The sequence below is a fragment of the Nocardioides ginsengisoli genome, from assembly GCF_039537225.1.
GTDB classification, from domain to species: domain Bacteria; phylum Actinomycetota; class Actinomycetes; order Propionibacteriales; family Nocardioidaceae; genus Nocardioides; species Nocardioides ginsengisoli.
The window spans coordinates 18,802-34,840 of the sequence record NZ_BAABAC010000015.1 but is presented as its reverse complement, the minus strand read 5'-3'; the positions used below and the strand labels follow the sequence as shown (position 1 = coordinate 34,840).

Below are 16,039 nucleotides of genomic sequence, written 5' to 3'. Positions count from 1 at the left end.
ATTCGACGCAACAGATCGCCATAGATTGGCAACGCGCGCCTCTCGATCGTGCGTCGCCCCGGCAATAGCGTGAGCCCGTGACCGAAACCGTTGATCTCGTCGTCGCGGCCTGGCAGGCCGACGGCCCGCTGCGCGACGTCCCCGCCGCGCTCGCGGCGCTGGACGCCGCCGCGGCCGACGCCGCCGCCCAGGGCGTGCGGCTGCTCGTGTGCCCCGAGCTGACCCTCACCGGCTACGACATCGGCGCCTACGCCGCCGAGCTCGCCGAGCCCGCCGGCGGCCCGATGGCCCAGGCGGTCGCCGCCATCGCACAGGAGCGCGGCCTCGCGATCGCCTGGAGCTGGCCCGAGCGCGACGGCGACGTCGTCCACATCTCCGCCGAGCTGGTCGACCGCGACGGCACCGTCCTCGCCCGTCACCGCAAGGCCCACCTCTACGGCCCCGACGAGGCGGCCGCCTACGTCCCCGGCGACGGCCACCCGGTCGTCGCGGCGCTCGACGGCTACAACGTCGGCCTCTTGGTCTGCTACGACGTCGAGTTCCCCGAGCAGGTCCGGCTGGTCGCGCTCGAGGGCGCCGACGTCCTCGCCTGCCCGACCGCGCTGATGGACCCCTACGAGACGGTGAGCAGCCTCCTCGTCCGCGCCCGCGCCTACGAGAACCAGATGGCGGTCGTCTACGCCAACCGCGCCGGCACCGAGAACGAGCTGACCTACTGCGGCAGCAGCTGCATCGTCGGCGCCGACGGCGTCGACCTCGCCCGCGCCGACGACCAGGCCGCCCTCGTCGTCGGCACGATCACCGCCGCCGCGCTCGCCGACGCCCGGCGCGCCAACACCCACCTGGCCGACCGCCGGCCCGACGTCTACCGAGGCCTGAACCGATGACCACCGCACAGACCACCCCCGACGCCCCCACCCAGCACGACGCCGGCGTGACCATGCTCGGCCCCGACTTCCCGTTCTCCTACGACGAGCTGCTCGAGAGCCCCGCCGGCCTCGGCTCGATCCCGGCCGACCACCACGGCCGTGAGGTCGCGATCGTCGGCGGCGGGCTGTCGGGCATCGTGACGGCGTACGAGCTGATGCGCCTGGGCCTGCGGCCCGTGATCTACGAGGCCGACCAGATCGGCGGCCGCCTCCGGTCGCAGCCGTTCGGCGGCCCCCACGGCCCGATCGCCGAGCTCGGCGGCATGCGCTTCCCGCTCTCGTCCAAGGCGCTCTTCCACTACATCGACAAGGTCGGGCTGCGGACCTCGCCCTTCCCCAACCCGCTGTCCGAGGCGACCCCGAGCACGGTCATCGAGCTCGAGGGCCGCTCGCACTACGCACGCACCTACGACGACCTGCCGGCCTTCCTCAAGGACGTCGCCGACGCCTGGTACGAGGCGCTCCTCGAGGTCGGCTTCGCAGACATGCAGAAGGCGCTCGCCGACCGCGACGTCCCGCGGATCAAGGAGCTGTGGGACGAGCTGGTGCTGGCGCTCGACGAGGAGACCTTCTCCGGCTTCCTCGCCAACAGCAAGGCGTTCCAGTCGCGGTCGTTCAAGCACCGGGAGGCGTTCGGCCAGGTCGGCTTCGGCACCGGCGGCTGGGACACCGACTTCCCGAACTCGATGCTCGAGATCCTGCGCGTCATCTTCACCAACGCCGACGAGGACCACCAGATGATCCACGGCGGCGCGCAGGCGCTGCCGGTCGGCCTCTGGAGCGCCACGCCCGACTGCGCGCACTGGCCCGCCGGCACCAGCCTGGAGAGCCTGCACGGCGGCTCCCCGATGCCGGGCGTCGCGCGGATCATGCCGGCCGACGGCGACCGGTTCGAGATCACCGACCGCTGGGGCACCGCCCGGACCTACGACGCCGTCGTCGTCACCTGCCAGGTCTGGCTGCTGTCCGCGCGGATCGACGTCGACGAGTCGCTGTTCCCCTCAGAGCTGTGGACCGCGATGGAGCGGACCCACTACATGCAGTCGTCGAAGACCTTCGTCCGCGTCGACCGGCCGTTCTGGAAGGACGTCGACCCCGACACCGGCCGCGACGTCATGAGCATGACGCTGACCGACCGGCTCAGCCGGGCGACGTACCTGCTCGAGGACGACGGCGCCGCGTCGATCTGCCTGTCCTACACCTGGAACGACGACGCGCTGAAGTGGCTGGCGCTGCCGGTCGAGGAGCGGGTCCGGCTGCAGCTGCACTCGCTGCGCAAGATCTACCCGGGCGTCGACATCGCCTCGCACATCGTCGGCGACCCGATCACCGTCTCGTGGGAGTCCGACCCCAACTTCATGGGCGCCTTCAAGGCCAACCTGCCGGGGCACTACCGCTACCAGCGCCGGCTGTTCGCGCACTTCGTCCAGGAGCACCTGCCCGCTCACCAGCGCGGCATCTTCCTCGCCGGCGACGACATCTCGTGGACCGCGGGCTGGGCCGAGGGCGCCGTCACCACCGCGCTCAACGCGGTGTGGGGCATCGTCCACCACTTCGGCGGCGCGAGCGCCCCGGAGAACCCCGGCCCGGGCGACCGGTTCGCGGAGCTGGCGCCGGTCGAGCTGCCGGGCGGGTGAGATCACACGGGACCGGATGCCGGAGGCACGAGGGGCCGTTCCTAGACTGTCGCCGTGCCAAGCCCTTCTGACCACGCCGTCGAGGTCGACGGCCTGGTGATGCGGTACGGCGACACCGTGGCCGTCGACGGCCTGTCGCTCACCGTGCAGCGCGGCACCATCACCGCCGTGCTCGGCCCCAACGGAGCCGGCAAGACCACCACGCTGGAGACCTGCGAGGGCTACCGGCGCGCACAGGGCGGGACGGTGCGCGTCCTCGGCCTCGACCCGGTCCGGCAGCGGCGCGAGCTGCTCCCCCGGATCGGCGTGATGCTGCAGTCCGGCGGCGCCTGGAGCGGCGCGCGCGCCGAGGAGATGCTGCGGCACTTCGCGCGGCTGCACGCGCACCCGCTCGACATCGGCGTACTGATGGAGCGGCTGGCGCTGCACGAGTGCGGGCGGACGCCGTACCGACGGCTGTCGGGGGGCCAGCAGCAGCGCCTCGGCCTGGCGCTCGCGCTGGTCGGACGGCCGGAGCTGGTGTTCGTCGACGAGCCCACCGCCGGCATGGACCCCCAGATCCGCCGCGCCGTGTGGGAGCTGCTCGAGGAGCTGCGGCGCGACGGCGTGACCGTCGTCCTCACCACGCACTACCTGGAGGAGGCCGAGCGCCTCGCCGACCAGGTCCACATCGTCGACCGCGGCAGGCTGGTCGCCAGCGGGACGCCGCTCGAGCTCACCCGCGGCGGCACCGTCGCCACCCTGCGGATCGTCGTGACCCAGCCGTTCCCGCCGGGTGCTCCCGACGAGCTGGCCGCTCGCCTCGGCGCCGGCACCGAGCTGACCCAGCTCGACCCGCTGAGCATCCAGCTGTCCGGCCCGGCCGACAGCTCGACCCTCGCCACCGTGGCCGCCTGGTGCGCGAGCCACGACGTGCTGCCGGAGTCCCTGTCGCTCGGCCAGCGCAACCTCGAGGACGTCTTCCTCGAGCTGACCGGACGGGAGACCCTCTCGTGAGCACCTTCGCCCCCGCACCCGGCGCCGCGCCCGCCGTACGCCAGCTGCTGACGCAGGCCGGGATGGAGGCGCGGCTGATGCTGCGCAACGGCGAGCAGCTGCTGCTCGCCGTCGTGATCCCGGTGATCGTGCTCGTCGGCGCGGTCCGGGGCGTCGAGAAGGTCGGCTTCGACCTCGGCGGCAAGCCGATCGACGTCCTCACGCCCGGTGTGCTCGCGCTGGCGACCATGTCCACGGCGTTCACCTCGCTGGCGATCGCGACCGGCTTCGAGCGGCGCTACGGCGTCCTCAAGCGCCTCGGGACCGCTCCCCTGTCCCGCGCGACCCTGCTCGGCGGCAAGGTGCTGGCTCTGCTGCTCGTCGAGGTCTTCCAGTTCGTGGTGATCGGCGGGGTCGGGCTGGCGCTGGGCTGGACCGGCCCTGCGGGCGTGGGCGGCGTGCTCGCCGTCCTGCTGGCCGCGCTGTGCGGCACCGCGGCGTTCGCCGCCCTCGGCATGCTGCTCGCCGGGTCGCTGCGCGCCGAGGCGACCCTCGCCGCGGCGAACCTCGTCTACCTGCTGCTCCTCGCCGGCGGCGCCGTCGTCCTGCCGGCCGACCAGTACGGCGGCCTCGGCGACGTCGTCCGCTGGCTGCCCTCCGGGGCGCTCGGCGAGGCGATGCGCTCGGCCTGCGACGGCGCGGTCGCCGTACGGGACCTGGTCGTGCTCGTGGCGTGGGCCGTCCTCGGCTCCGCGCTGACCGCCCGAACCTTCAAGTGGGAGTGATCGTGTCCACCACGTTCCGCATCGTCGACCTCCAGCCCGCGCTGGCGGCCCGGACCGTGCCGCTCGCCTGGGCGAACCTGGTCGCGAACATCCTGATCGTGGTGACCGGCGGCGCGGTTCGGCTGACCGGCTCGGGACTGGGCTGCCCGACCTGGCCGAAGTGCACCGACCAGTCCTACACCGCCCACAGCGCGCTCGGCGTCCACGGTGTCATCGAGTTCGGCAACCGGCTGCTGACCTACGTGCTGCTCTTCATCGCGCTCGCCTTCGTCGTCGCCGTCTGGCGGCGCGCCGACCGGGTGCGGACGCTGGGCCTGGTCGTGCTCGGCGGCATCCCGGCGCAGGCCGTCGTCGGCGGCATCACCGTGCTGACCGACCTCAACCCGTGGATCGTCGCCGGGCACCTGCTGGTGTCGATGGCGATGGTCGGCGTCTGCACGTCGATCATCGACGACCTCACCGGTCCCGCGCGGTCGACTGCGTCCGCCGGGTCCCGGCGGCTCGCCTGGGCCACCTTCGCCGTCGGCTGGGTCGTGCTGTGGCTCGGCACCGTCGTCACCGGCTCCGGCCCCCACTCCGGCGACCTCTCCTCACGCCGTACCGGGCTCAACCCGGAGGTCGTCTCCCACGTCCACGGCTTCTCCGTGTGGCTGCTCGTGGCGCTGACGGTGGCGCTCGTGGTCGCGTCCCGACGCTCGGGCGACCGGTGGGTGGCGACCTTCGCGTCGGCGCTGCTGGTGGTCGAGCTGGCCCAGGGACTGATCGGCTACGTGCAGTTCTTCACCGACCTGCCGGAGATCCTCGTCGGGGCGCACATGCTCGGCGCGGCGCTGGTCGCGGCGGGGCTGGCGCGGGTGGTCGTGACGACCCGCGCGCGGGTCGGCGCGGTCTGATCCGGCTCGGCCTAGATGTTCCGCTCAGCCGAACATCTGGGGCGAAACCGTTGCGGTTTGGTCCCAAACCGCAACATTCCGGCCCTCGGACGTGCGGTCTTTGCCCAAACGAAACCTGTTCCACCCGCCCGGATCGGCCCCCGCGGACACCCCTGCCGCCCGAACCGCCACTCGGTGCCCCCTCCATCCCTCGCCCCGCACCCGACAGAAGGCTGCGGCGGGAACACCGCCGAGAAGGCGCAGGGAGCGAGGCACGAGCGACCGGAGCCGACGAAGGCGGTGGCTCCCGTCGCGCCGACGTCCTGCCGCCAGCGATCAAGGCGCCGAGACGACGTCAACAGCGAGCGCGGCAGCGCGGCGCGAGGAACGAGCGACGCGCTCGCGCCAGACAAGCTAGTGCAGCAGCGGGTCGATCGCCACGGCCACGAACAGCAGCGACAGATACAGGTTCGACGAGTGGAACAGCCGCATCGGCTGCAGCACGCTCAGCTCGTCCGACGTCTTCGCCCGCCGGTGCAGCCCGTGCGCCTGCACCAGGAAGACCGCGCCGAGGACGACGGCGACGACCGGGTACAGCAGTCCGGTAGAGGCGACCGGCCAGAGCAGCAGCGACGTCGCGACCATGACCCAGCTGTAGATCACGATCTGCAGCGCGACCACGCGCGCCGACTTCACGACGGGCAGCATGGGTACGTCGACCTGCGCGTAGTCCTCGCGGTAGCGCAGCGCGAGCGCCCAGGTGTGCGGCGGCGTCCAGAAGAAGACGACCGCGAAGAGTACGATCGGCACCCAGGAGAGCTCGTTGGTGACGGCGGTCCAGCCGATCAGGGCCGGGAAGCAGCCGGCGATGCCGCCCCAGACGATGTTCTGGGTCGTACGACGCTTGAGCAGCATCGTGTAGACGAAGACGTAGAAGGCGTTGGCCGCGACCGACAGCACCGCCGACAGCGGGTTGACCCAGAGCGCCAGGATGACGGTCGACAACACGCCGAGGACGACGCCGAACACGAGCGCAGCGCCGGGCGACACGATGTGCCGGGGCAGCGCCCGCCGGCGGGTACGACGCATCTGCTCGTCGATGTCGCGGTCGTAGACGCAGTTGAAGACGGACGCCGACCCGGCGGAGAAGGTCCCGCCCACGACGGTCCAGATCACCAGCCCCAGCTCGGGCACGCCGCGGGCGGCGAAGAACATGACCGGCACGGTGGTGAGGAGCAGCAGCTCGATGACGCGCGGCTTGGTGAGGCCGACGTAGGCCATCACCACATCGCGGAACGTCGCCTTCTGCGGTCCGTCGTCTCCGGCGAGCAGCTCGCGGCTGGTCGGGTCGACGTAGGTCACAGGAGTCCTCGCTGAAAGGGGTCGAAGCGCACTGAGTGTATCCCGTGGGTCTCCGGCTTCCGGCACCCAGCCGGTGTCAGGCTCACCACGTCGCTCGGTAGGCTCGACACCATGATCCCGGAGCTCGAGTGGACCGACCTCGACCGCAAGGCTGTTGACACCGCCCGCGTCCTCGCGATGGACGCCGTCCAGAAGGTCGGCAACGGGCATCCCGGCACCGCGATGAGTCTGGCCCCGGCGGCGTACCTGCTCTTCCAGAAGGTCATGCGCCACGACCCGGCCGACCCGGACTGGATGGCGCGCGACCGCTTCGTCCTCTCCTGTGGCCACTCCTCCATCACGCTCTACACCCAGCTCTTCCTCGGCGGCTTCGGCCTCGAGCTCGGCGACCTCGAGGCGCTGCGCACCTGGGACAGCAAGACCCCGGGCCACCCGGAGTACGGCCACACCGCCGGCGTCGAGGTCACCACCGGCCCGCTCGGCCAGGGCATCGCCAACGCGGTCGGCATGGCGATGGCCGCGCGCCGCGAGAAGGGCATGCTCGACCCCGAGGCCGGCGACGGCCCGTCGCTGTTCGACCACCACGTCTACGTGATCGCCTCCGACGGCGACCTCGAGGAGGGCGTGAGCAGCGAGGCGTCGTCGATCGCCGGCACCCAGGAGCTCGGCAACCTCACGGTCATCTACGACGCCAACCGGATCTCGATCGAGGGCGACACCCACATCGCGTTCAACGAGGACGTCGCGAAGCGCTACGAGGCCTACGGCTGGCACGTCCAGACCGTCGACTGGACCGGCAACGACCACTCCGACCTGGCCAACTACCAGGAGGACGTCCCGGCGCTGCACGCCGCGATCCGCGCCGCCGACGACGTCAAGGACCAGCCGTCGCTGATCGTCCTCAAGACCGTCATCGCCTGGCCCGCGCCCAACGCCCAGAACACCGAGGCCGCCCACGGATCGGCGCTCGGCGCCGACGAGGTCGCGGCCACCAAGAAGGTCCTCGGCTTCGACCCCGACAAGTCCTTCCAGGTGCCGGCCGACGTCCTCGCCCACACCCGCAGCCTGATCGAGCGCGGCAAGGCCTGGGGCGCCGCCTGGGACAAGGAGTACGACGCGTGGGCCGGCGCCCACCCCGAGAGCGCCGCCCTGCTCCACCGGATCAAGGAGCGCCGGCTGCCCGACGGCATCGAGGGCGTCCTGCCGGTGTTCGAGGCCGACGCCAAGGGCGTTGCTACCCGCGCCGCGTCCGGCAAGGTCATCAACGCCGTCGCCGCGGTCATGCCCGAGCTCTGGGGCGGCTCGGCCGACCTGGCCGGCTCCAACAACACCACGATCAAGGACGCGCCGTCCTTCCTGCCGGTCGACCGCTCGGTCGAGGAGTGGAAGGGCGACCCCTACCAGGGCCGCGTGCTCCACTTCGGCATCCGCGAGCACGGCATGGGCGCGATCATGAACGGCATCGCCGTCCACGGCGGCACCCGCGTCTTCGGCGGCACCTTCCTCACCTTCTCCGACTACATGCGCGGCGCGGTCCGCGTCGGCGCGCTGATGAAGGCGCCGGTCGTCTACGTCTGGACCCACGACTCCATCGGTCTCGGCGAGGACGGCCCGACCCACCAGCCGATCGAGCACCTCGCCGCGCTGCGCGCGATCCCGGGCCTCGACATCATCCGCCCGGCCGACGCCAACGAGACCGCCGCGGCCTGGCTTCAGGTCCTGCGCAACAGCGACCGCCCGGCGGGCCTGATCCTGAGCCGCCAGAACGTCCCGACGTTCCCGCGCGGCGTCGACGGCTTCGCCACCACCGACAACGTGGCCAAGGGCGGCTACGTGCTGATCGACTCCGAGGGCGGCCAGCCCGACGTCGTCCTGATCGCGACCGGCTCCGAGGTCCAGTACGCCGTCGCCGCGCGCGAGCAGCTCGCCGCCGAGGGCATCGGCGCGCGGGTCGTCTCGCTCCCCTGCCTGGAGTGGTTCGAGGCGCAGACCCAGGCCTACCGCGACTCCGTCATCCCGCCGACCGTCAAGGCGCGCGTCTCCGTCGAGGCGGGCGTCAAGCAGGGCTGGCGCGAGTACGTCGGCGACGCCGGCCGGATCGTCAGCATCGACCACTACGGCGCCAGTGCCGACGCCGCCACCCTGTTCCGGCAGTTCGGGTTCACGCCCGAGGCCGTGACCCAGGCGGCCCGCGAGAGCATCGCCGCGGCGGCCCGCGACTGACCCAGCACCACCACCGCACGAGGAGGATCTCATGACCGATCGACTGAAGGCCCTCGCTGACGCGGGGGTGTCCATCTGGCTCGACGACCTGTCCCGCGAGCGGATCGAGAGCGGCAACCTCGCCGAGCTCGTCGCGGAGCGGTCCGTCGTGGGCGTGACCACCAACCCCACCATCTTCGCGAGCGCGATCTCCGACGGCGAGCGCTACGACGCGCAGGTGCGCGACCTGGTCGCCGGCGGCGCCGACGTCGACAAGGTGATCTTCGAGCTCACCACCGACGACGTCCGCAACGCCTGCGACGTGCTCGCGCCCGTCGCCGCCGCGCACCACGCCGACGGCCGGGTCTCCATCGAGGTGGAGCCGACGCTGGCCAACGACACCGACGCCACCATCGTGTCCGCGAAGGCGCTGTGGGCGGCGGTCGACCGGCCCAACGCGCTGATCAAGATCCCGGCGACGCTCGAGGGGCTGCCCGCGATCACCGCCTGCATCGGGGCCGGCATCAGCGTCAACGTCACCCTCATCTTCTCCGTCGAGCGCTACCGCGCGGTGATGGACGCCTACCTCGCCGGCCTCGAGCAGGCGCGCGACGCCGGCATCGACCTGTCGACGATCCAGTCCGTGGCGTCCTTCTTCGTCTCGCGCGTCGACACCGAGGTCGACCAGCGGCTCGAGAAGATCGGCACCGACGAGGCGCTCGCGCTGCGGGGCCAGGCGGCCGTCGCCAACGCCCGGCTCGCCTACGCCGCCTTCGAGGAGGTGCTCGCGACCAGCCGCTGGCAGGCGCTCGCCGAGGCCGGCGCCAACCCGCAGCGACCGCTGTGGGCCTCGACCGGCGTGAAGAACCCGGCCTACCCCGACACCCTCTACGTCACCGACCTGGTCGTCGCCGACACGGTCAACACGATGCCCGAGAAGACGCTGCTGGCGTTCGCCGACCACGGCGAGGTCGAGGGCGACCAGGTCACCGGCCGGGCCGCCGACGCGCACGACCTGTTCGACGGGCTGCGGGCCGTCGGCATCGACCTCGACGACGTCTTCCTCGTCCTCGAGGCCGAGGGCGTCGACAAGTTCAAGAAGTCGTGGGACGAGCTGGTCGCCACCGTCGAGGCGCAGATGGCGTCGTCGGGAACGGCCGGAGCCTGACGCGTGGCGGCTGCTCCCGTCGACCCGCGGACCACGGCCGCCTGGGCGTCCCTCTCGGGGATCGCCGACGGCTTCACGCCCGAGCTCCGGGGCTGGTTCGCCGACGACCCCACCCGCACGGAGCGGTTCTCCTACGACGCCGGTGACCTCCGCGTCGACCTGTCCCGCAACCTGGTCGACGCGAAGATCCTCGACGCCCTCGTCGCGCTCGCCGAGGAGGTCGAGCTGCCCGCGCGGCGCGACGCGATGTTCCGCGGCGAGCACATCAACGTCACCGAGGACCGCGCGGTGCTCCACACCGCGCTGCGCCAGCCGGTCGACGTCGACATCGAGGTCGGCGGCAAGGACGTCGTCGACGACGTCCACGCCGTCCTGCGCCGGGTCTACGCGTTCGCGCGCGACGTCCGCTCCGGCACCTGGCGCGGCTCGACCGGGCGGCAGATCGCGACGGTCGTCAACATCGGCATCGGCGGGTCCGACCTCGGCCCGGTCATGGCCTACGAGGCGCTGCGCCCGTACGTCCAGGACGGCCTCGAGTGCCGGTTCATCAGCAATATCGACCCGACCGACGCCGCACAGACGCTGGAGGGCCTCGACCCGGAGACGACGCTGTTCATCGTCTCCAGCAAGACCTTCGGGACGCTCGAGACGCTGACCAACGCACGCCTGTGCCGGTCCTGGCTGCTCGACGGCATCCGTGCGGTCGACGCCTCGGCGCCGGCCGACCCGGCGATCGTGGCCCGCCACTTCGTCGCGGTGTCGACGGCACTCGACAAGGTCGCGGAGTTCGGCATCGACCCGGCCAACGCCTTCGGGTTCTGGGACTGGGTCGGCGGCCGCTACTCCGTCGACTCCGCCATCGGGACGTCGCTCGCCGTGGCCATCGGGCCCGACCGCTTCCAGGAGTTCCTGGGCGGCTTCCACGCCATCGACGAGCACTTCCGTACGACGCCGCTGGCCGCCAACGTCCCGGTCCTGATGGGCATGCTCAACGTCTGGTACTCCAACTTCCTCGGCGCGCAGTCCCACGCCGTGCTGCCCTACGCGCAGTCGCTGCACCGGTTCCCGGCGTACCTGCAGCAGCTGACCATGGAGTCCAACGGCAAGAGCGTGCGCTGGGACGGCACCCCGGTCACCACGACCACGGGCGAGGTGTTCTGGGGCGAGCCGGGCACCAACGGCCAGCACGCCTTCTACCAGCTCATCCACCAGGGCACCCGGCTGATCCCGGCCGACTTCATCGCCTTCGCGACGCCGACCCACCCGCTGCAGGACGGCGCGACCGACGTCCACGAGCTGCTGCTCGCCAACTTCCTGGCGCAGACCAAGGCGCTGGCGTTCGGCAAGACGGCCGACGAGGTGCGTGCCGAGGGCACGCCCGAGGCGATCGTCCCGGCGCGGGTCTTCCCCGGCAACCGGCCGACGACGTCGATCATGGCGCCGGCGCTGACCCCGGCCGTCCTCGGACAGCTGATCGCGCTCTACGAGCACATCACGTTCACCCAGGGCGTGGTGTGGGGCATCGACAGCTTCGACCAGTGGGGCGTCGAGCTCGGCAAGCAGCTCGCGCTGCAGATCGCGCCCGCGCTCGACGGCGACGCCGTCGTGCTCGCCGCGCAGGACCCCTCCACCCAGGCGCTGATCCGCTACTACCGGGAGCACCGAACGCGATGACCGAACGTCCCGCCCCGCTCGTCGAGGTCCACCCCGACGCCGACACCCTCGCGACCGCCGTCGCGGGCGAGCTCCTCAACCGGATCGCCGACGCCCAGGCCGCGGGCCACGTCCCCGACATCGGGCTCACCGGCGGCACCATCGCCGACGCGATCCACCGCGAGATCGCCCGCCTGGCGCCGGCCTCCGGCGTCGACTGGGGAGCCGTGACCTTCTGGTTCGGCGACGAGCGCTACGTCCCCGCGGGCTCCCCTGACCGCAATGTCGCCCAGGCGCGCGCGGCCTTCCTCGACGAGGTCGGCAGCCACCGGGTCTACTCGGCGCCCGCCTCCGACGAGGCCGCGACGGTCGAGGAGTCCGCGACCACCTACGGCGACACGATCCGCAGCGAGGGGCGCGGCGACTTCGACGTCCTCATGCTCGGCGTCGGGCCCGACGGCCACATCGCCTCGCTCTTCCCGGGGCATCCGGGGCTCGACGTGGTCGATGCGATCACCGCGCCGATCGTCGACTCGCCCAAGCCGCCGCCGTCCCGGGTGACGCTGACCTTCGAGGCGCTCAACCGCGCGCAGTCGGTCTGGTTCCTCGTCAGCGGCGACGCCAAGGCCGACGCCGTACGACGGGCGCTCGCCGACGAGGGCAGCCTCGCCGAGACGCCCGCCCGAGGTGTCGCGGGCAAGGCCGAGACGGTCTGGTTCCTGGACCACGAGGCCGCCAGCGCCCTGTGAGTCGGGGCTAGAGCATCCCCTGGGTGGCCTTGCGGACCGTCCGGACGTGCTCGGCCGCCCGCTTGCTCGCCAGCCGGGCGTCCTGGGCCTCGACGGCCTCGACGATCGACTCGTGGTGGCCCTCGGTGTCGACGCCGGTCTTGCCGCCGGTGAGCCAGAAGAGCCGTCGTACGTGATGCTGCAGCGGCGTCATCAGCCGCGCCAGGATGTCGTGATGGGCCGCGTCGATGAGGGCCTGGTGAAAGCCCGCGTCGATGGCGCGGTGCTCGCTCGCGTCGAGCGGGACGCCGGTCGTGAGGAAGGTGTGCAGCAGCGCCAGGTCGTCGTCCGTGCGGCGCTGGGCCGCGAAGCCCGCGAGCCGCGCCTCCAGCACCTCGCGCCCGTCGAAGACCTCCTCGACGGAGGTGGCGTCGATGTCGGTCGCGAAGGCCCCGCGCCGCGGCTCGACCCGGATCAGTCCCTCGATGGTCAGCCGCAGGATCGCCTCGCGCACCGGCACCCGTGACACGCCGAGGTCGGTCGACAGGTTGCGCTCGTGGAGCCGCTCGCCGGGCGCGATCTGCCCGATGACGATCAGCTCGCGGACGGCGTCGGTCACCTCGTCGCTCAGCGACCGGTGCCCTCCGCCGATGTCGGCCAGCGCGCTCATCTCGTCCTCTCCGGACCGGCTCTCGGCGATCCGCATTTTCCTGGCCCGGGGCCATTTACATCGGGTCATCCTAGCCTTATGGTCGCTGGTATACCAGAGTTGGTATACCGAATACCCAGGAGGGTTTAGATGTCCAAGAAAGTTGCGGGGGTCCTCCCCCTCGTCCCGGTGGTCCTGCTGATCGCCGGCGTGCCCGTGTTCTCGGGCGACTACCGGATCGGCCCCTTGCCGGCCATCGGCTCGTGGTTCCTCTTCTGGGTGCTCGTCGGACCGTTCTTCGTCCTCGCCGCCGACCTCATCAACCGCCGCCACGAGGGGGACGAGCTCTGATGGCCGTCGCGATCATCGTCATCACCCTGGCCCTCGCCGGGCTGATCGGCATCATGTCCCGCCGCCGCGCGGTGGCCGGCGACCTCACCAGCTGGAGCATCGGCGGCCGGTCCTTCGGCACCGTGCTCTTCTGGGTGCTCGCCGCCGGCGAGATCTACTCGACCGCCACCTTCCTCGGCGCCTCGGGCGGCGCCTACAGCATCGGCGCCGCGGCGATGTGGACGACGGCGTACGGCACCATCGCGATGTGCCTCGGCTACCTCTACCTGCCGCGGCTGTGGCGCTACGCCAGCAACCACGGCCTGATGACCCAGGCCGACTACTTCGCCCACCGCTTCGGCAGCCGCTGGATCGGCGCCGCCTTCGGCGTCGTCGGCGTCGCGTTCATGATCCCCTACATCGAGATCCAGCTGCTCGGCTTCGGCCAGATCATCGAGGTCACCACCAAGGGCGCGCTCCCCCGCGAGACGAGCATGCTCGTCGCCTTCGCGGTCGTCGCCGTCTTCGTCTTCCTGTCCGGCATGCACGCCACCGCGCTGGTGTCGATCCTCAAGGACATCCTGATGGTGGCCGCCATCGTCATCGTCGGCGTCTGGATCCCGATCCACTACTTCGGCTCCTACGCCCACGTCGTCGACAAGGTGCAGCAGACCCACCCCGGACTGCTCTCCCTCACCGGCCTCACCCCGCAACACACCCCGCTGTGGATGATGACGACGCTGATCGGCTCCGGCCTGGCCTTCTTCATGTTCCCGCACTCGACCGCCGCGATCTTCTCGGCGAAGTCGGAGAAGACGGTCCGCCGCAACATGGTCTTCCTGCCCTTCTACGGCGTGCTGCTGTTCCTGCCGGTCATGGTCGGCCTCACCGCGCTGCTCGCGATCCCCGGCATCCAGGGCCCGGCCAGCAACGGCGTGCTCCTCAACCTGACCGTGCAGACCCTGCCGTCGTGGCTGGTCGGCATCGTCGGCGCCGGCGGCGCGCTCGCCGCGATCGTCCCCGTCAGCCTGCTGGTCCTGCAGTCGGCGACCCAGCTGTCGAAGAACGTCTTCCGCGACGCCTTCGCCCCCAACGCCTCCGACCACACCGTCCTGCGGATCTCGCGGGTCATGGTCCTCGTGGTGATGGGCGTCAGCCTCGGCATCGCGCTGTCGGCGCCGACGCTGCTGGTCAACCTGCTGCAGATCGGCCAGACCGGCGTGACGCAGTTCGTGCCCGCCGTCCTGCTCGGCCTGTTCTGGAAGCGGCTCAACACGACCGCAACGATCGTCGGCGCCGCCGTCGGCCTCGGCCTCGTCGCCTGGTCGGTCCTGTCCGTGACGCCGATCGTCCTCGGCCTCAACATCGGGTTCGCCGCGCTGGCGGTCAACCTCACCATCACCGTGGTCGGATCGCTGGTCCTTCCGGCCCGTGCCGCCACGCCCGCCCACCTGGAAGGGGTGGCTGCATGAGCCTGCGCCTGGAGAACCTGACCCTGCCCGGCCACGAGTCGCCGGTGACGCTGACCGTGGCGGACGGACGGATCGCCTCCGTCGTCCCGGCCGGCGCCGCGGCCCCCGTCGCGGAGGGTGTCGAGACGATCGACGCCACGGGTCTGATCGCCCTGCCCGGCCTCATCGACGCGCACTGCCACATCGACAAGACGCTCTACTCCGGTCCGTGGGTGCCCACCCCGGCAACCACGTCGGTACACGAGCGGATCGCCCGCGAGCGGGAGGTGCGCGACCAGTACGGCCTCCCCCAGCCCGACTACGTCGCCGCGCTCGTCGAGGCGATGATCGGCGCCGGAACCACCCACATCCGCACGCACACCGACGTCGACCCCGGCGTCGGCACCCGCGGCATCGAGGTCGTGGCCGACGTCGCCAAGCGGTACGCCGACGCGGTCACCATCGAGCAGGTCGCCTTCCCCCAGGGCGGACTGATCACCAACCCCGGCACGCTCGAGCTCCTCGAGAAGGCGGTCGCCGAGGGCGCCACCACCATCGGCGGGCTCGACCCGGCCGGCTTCGACGGCGCACCGACCGAGCACCTCGACGCGATCTTCGAGCTCGCCGCGCGCACCGGCGCCGGGATCGACATCCACCTCCACGACGACGGCGCCCTCGGCGCCTGGGAGATGGGCCAGATCGTCGACCGGACCATCGCCTACGGGATGGCCGGCAAGGTCGCCATCAGTCACGCCTTCGGCCTCGGCCACGCGCCCACGCAGGACGCGCTCATCGAGCGGTTCGCCGCGGCGGGCGTCGCCATCGTCAGCGCCGCCGTGTACGACGTGCCGGTGCCGCCGCTCGACAAGATGGCCGCCGCGGGCGTGACCTTCGCGTCCGGCAGCGACGGCATCAACGACCTGTGGGGCCCGTTCGGCGACGGCGACATGCTGCGCCGGGCCAACCTCGTCGCCTACCGCAACTCAGCGCGCACCGACGAGGGGCTCGAGCTGGCCTTGGGCACCGCCACCACCGGCGCGGCGAAGCTGATCGGCATCGCCGGCTACGGCCTCAGCGTCGGCGACACCGCCGACCTGGTGCTCGTGCGCGCCCGCTGCCACGCGGAGGCGGTCGCCCGGGTTCCCGTGCGCGAGGTCGTCATCAAGGCGGGCTCGATCGTCGCGCGGGACGGTCGCTACCGGGGCTGAGCCTCGCCGCCCGCGCGTCGCGACGGCGCCCCAACGGCATCATCCGCACCAGCGCCGGCCACTTCCTGTCCACAGGGGGTGGCCGGCGCG

General features: G+C 71.8%; 14 protein-coding genes. 12 read left to right on the top strand and 2 right to left on the bottom strand.

Annotated elements, in window-relative coordinates:
• Window positions 1-77: 77 nt before the first annotated feature.
• The 5 genes from AB4880_RS08535 to AB4880_RS08515 are packed head-to-tail and all read left to right on the top strand — an operon-like array spanning window position 78 to window position 5,219.
• Complete coding sequence (locus tag AB4880_RS08535) at window positions 78-887, top strand: carbon-nitrogen hydrolase family protein (RefSeq protein WP_367918790.1); 810 nt, start codon at window positions 78-80, stop codon at window positions 885-887.
• Window positions 884-2,566 carry a flavin monoamine oxidase family protein gene (locus AB4880_RS08530; protein ID WP_367918789.1) on the top strand — a complete coding sequence of 561 codons (1,683 nt, stop codon included), beginning with the start codon at window positions 884-886 and terminating at the stop codon, window positions 2,564-2,566. Before AB4880_RS08535 ends, AB4880_RS08530 begins: the two co-directional genes overlap by 4 nt.
• 54 nt (window positions 2,567-2,620) lie before the next feature.
• Complete coding sequence (locus AB4880_RS08525; RefSeq protein ID WP_367918788.1) at window positions 2,621-3,562, top strand: ABC transporter ATP-binding protein; 942 nt, start codon at window positions 2,621-2,623, stop codon at window positions 3,560-3,562.
• Window positions 3,559-4,326 carry an ABC transporter permease gene (locus AB4880_RS08520; protein ID WP_367918787.1) on the top strand — a complete coding sequence of 256 codons (768 nt, stop codon included), beginning with the start codon at window positions 3,559-3,561 and terminating at the stop codon, window positions 4,324-4,326. The genes AB4880_RS08525 and AB4880_RS08520 overlap by 4 nt, the downstream gene beginning before the upstream one ends.
• A gap of 2 nt (window positions 4,327-4,328) precedes the next feature.
• Complete coding sequence (locus AB4880_RS08515; RefSeq protein ID WP_367918786.1) at window positions 4,329-5,219, top strand: COX15/CtaA family protein; 891 nt, start codon at window positions 4,329-4,331, stop codon at window positions 5,217-5,219.
• A 393-nt stretch (window positions 5,220-5,612) separates the two neighbouring features.
• Here the strand turns inward: AB4880_RS08515 and AB4880_RS08510 are convergent, their stop codons facing one another.
• Window positions 5,613-6,560, bottom strand: coding sequence for a heme o synthase (locus AB4880_RS08510; RefSeq protein WP_367918785.1), 948 nt, complete (start codon window positions 6,558-6,560; stop codon window positions 5,613-5,615).
• A gap of 111 nt (window positions 6,561-6,671) precedes the next feature.
• Between AB4880_RS08510 and tkt the strand changes: the two genes are divergently transcribed.
• The 4 genes from tkt to pgl are packed head-to-tail and all read left to right on the top strand — an operon-like array spanning window position 6,672 to window position 12,332.
• Window positions 6,672-8,783, top strand: a complete 2,112-nt coding sequence (tkt, locus tag AB4880_RS08505; protein ID WP_367918784.1) for a transketolase — start codon at window positions 6,672-6,674, stop codon at window positions 8,781-8,783.
• 31 nt (window positions 8,784-8,814) lie between these two features.
• Window positions 8,815-9,930, top strand: coding sequence for a transaldolase (gene tal / locus AB4880_RS08500; protein WP_367918783.1), 1,116 nt, complete (start codon window positions 8,815-8,817; stop codon window positions 9,928-9,930).
• Window positions 9,931-9,933: 3 nt separating this feature from the next.
• Window positions 9,934-11,604, top strand: coding sequence for a glucose-6-phosphate isomerase (gene pgi / locus AB4880_RS08495; RefSeq protein ID WP_367918782.1), 1,671 nt, complete (start codon window positions 9,934-9,936; stop codon window positions 11,602-11,604).
• A complete protein-coding gene (gene pgl / locus AB4880_RS08490) occupies window positions 11,601-12,332 on the top strand; it encodes a 6-phosphogluconolactonase (RefSeq protein ID WP_367918781.1) in 732 nt (243 codons plus the stop codon). Before pgi ends, pgl begins: the two co-directional genes overlap by 4 nt.
• Before the next feature lie 7 nt (window positions 12,333-12,339).
• On the opposite strand, the gene AB4880_RS08485 is transcribed toward pgl, so the two are convergent.
• Entirely contained in the window at window positions 12,340-12,981 is a 642-nt protein-coding gene (locus AB4880_RS08485; protein ID WP_367918780.1) for a GntR family transcriptional regulator, read from the bottom strand.
• A gap of 129 nt (window positions 12,982-13,110) precedes the next feature.
• Here AB4880_RS08485 and AB4880_RS08480 point away from each other — a divergent pair, with 129 nt between their 5' ends.
• Genes AB4880_RS08480 through AB4880_RS08470 form a run of 3 tightly spaced genes read left to right on the top strand, consistent with a single transcriptional unit; the run spans window position 13,111 to window position 15,949 of the window.
• Window positions 13,111-13,311 carry a hypothetical protein gene (locus AB4880_RS08480; protein WP_367918779.1) on the top strand — a complete coding sequence of 67 codons (201 nt, stop codon included), beginning with the start codon at window positions 13,111-13,113 and terminating at the stop codon, window positions 13,309-13,311.
• Complete coding sequence (locus AB4880_RS08475; protein WP_367918778.1) at window positions 13,311-14,762, top strand: sodium:solute symporter family protein; 1,452 nt, start codon at window positions 13,311-13,313, stop codon at window positions 14,760-14,762. Before AB4880_RS08480 ends, AB4880_RS08475 begins: the two co-directional genes overlap by 1 nt.
• Window positions 14,759-15,949: an amidohydrolase gene (locus AB4880_RS08470; protein ID WP_367918777.1), complete on the top strand. Its 1,191-nt coding sequence runs from the start codon at window positions 14,759-14,761 to the stop codon at window positions 15,947-15,949. The genes AB4880_RS08475 and AB4880_RS08470 overlap by 4 nt, the downstream gene beginning before the upstream one ends.
• The last annotated feature ends 90 nt before the right edge of the window (window positions 15,950-16,039 follow it).

Excerpts from the sequence above, each read along its gene's own strand:
- AB4880_RS08485 (WP_367918780.1), bottom strand. The coding sequence starts at position 12,981 with ATGAGCGCGCTGGCCGACATCGGCGGAGGGCACCGGTCGCTGAGCGAC.
- AB4880_RS08470 (WP_367918777.1), top strand. The coding sequence starts at position 14,759 with ATGAGCCTGCGCCTGGAGAACCTGACCCTGCCCGGCCACGAGTCGCCG.
- pgl (WP_367918781.1), top strand. The coding sequence starts at position 11,601 with ATGACCGAACGTCCCGCCCCGCTCGTCGAGGTCCACCCCGACGCCGAC.
- tal (WP_367918783.1), top strand. The coding sequence starts at position 8,815 with ATGACCGATCGACTGAAGGCCCTCGCTGACGCGGGGGTGTCCATCTGG.
- AB4880_RS08475 (WP_367918778.1), top strand. The coding sequence starts at position 13,311 with ATGGCCGTCGCGATCATCGTCATCACCCTGGCCCTCGCCGGGCTGATC.
- AB4880_RS08530 (WP_367918789.1), top strand. The coding sequence starts at position 884 with ATGACCACCGCACAGACCACCCCCGACGCCCCCACCCAGCACGACGCC.
- AB4880_RS08480 (WP_367918779.1), top strand. The coding sequence starts at position 13,111 with ATGTCCAAGAAAGTTGCGGGGGTCCTCCCCCTCGTCCCGGTGGTCCTG.
- tkt (WP_367918784.1), top strand. The coding sequence starts at position 6,672 with ATGATCCCGGAGCTCGAGTGGACCGACCTCGACCGCAAGGCTGTTGAC.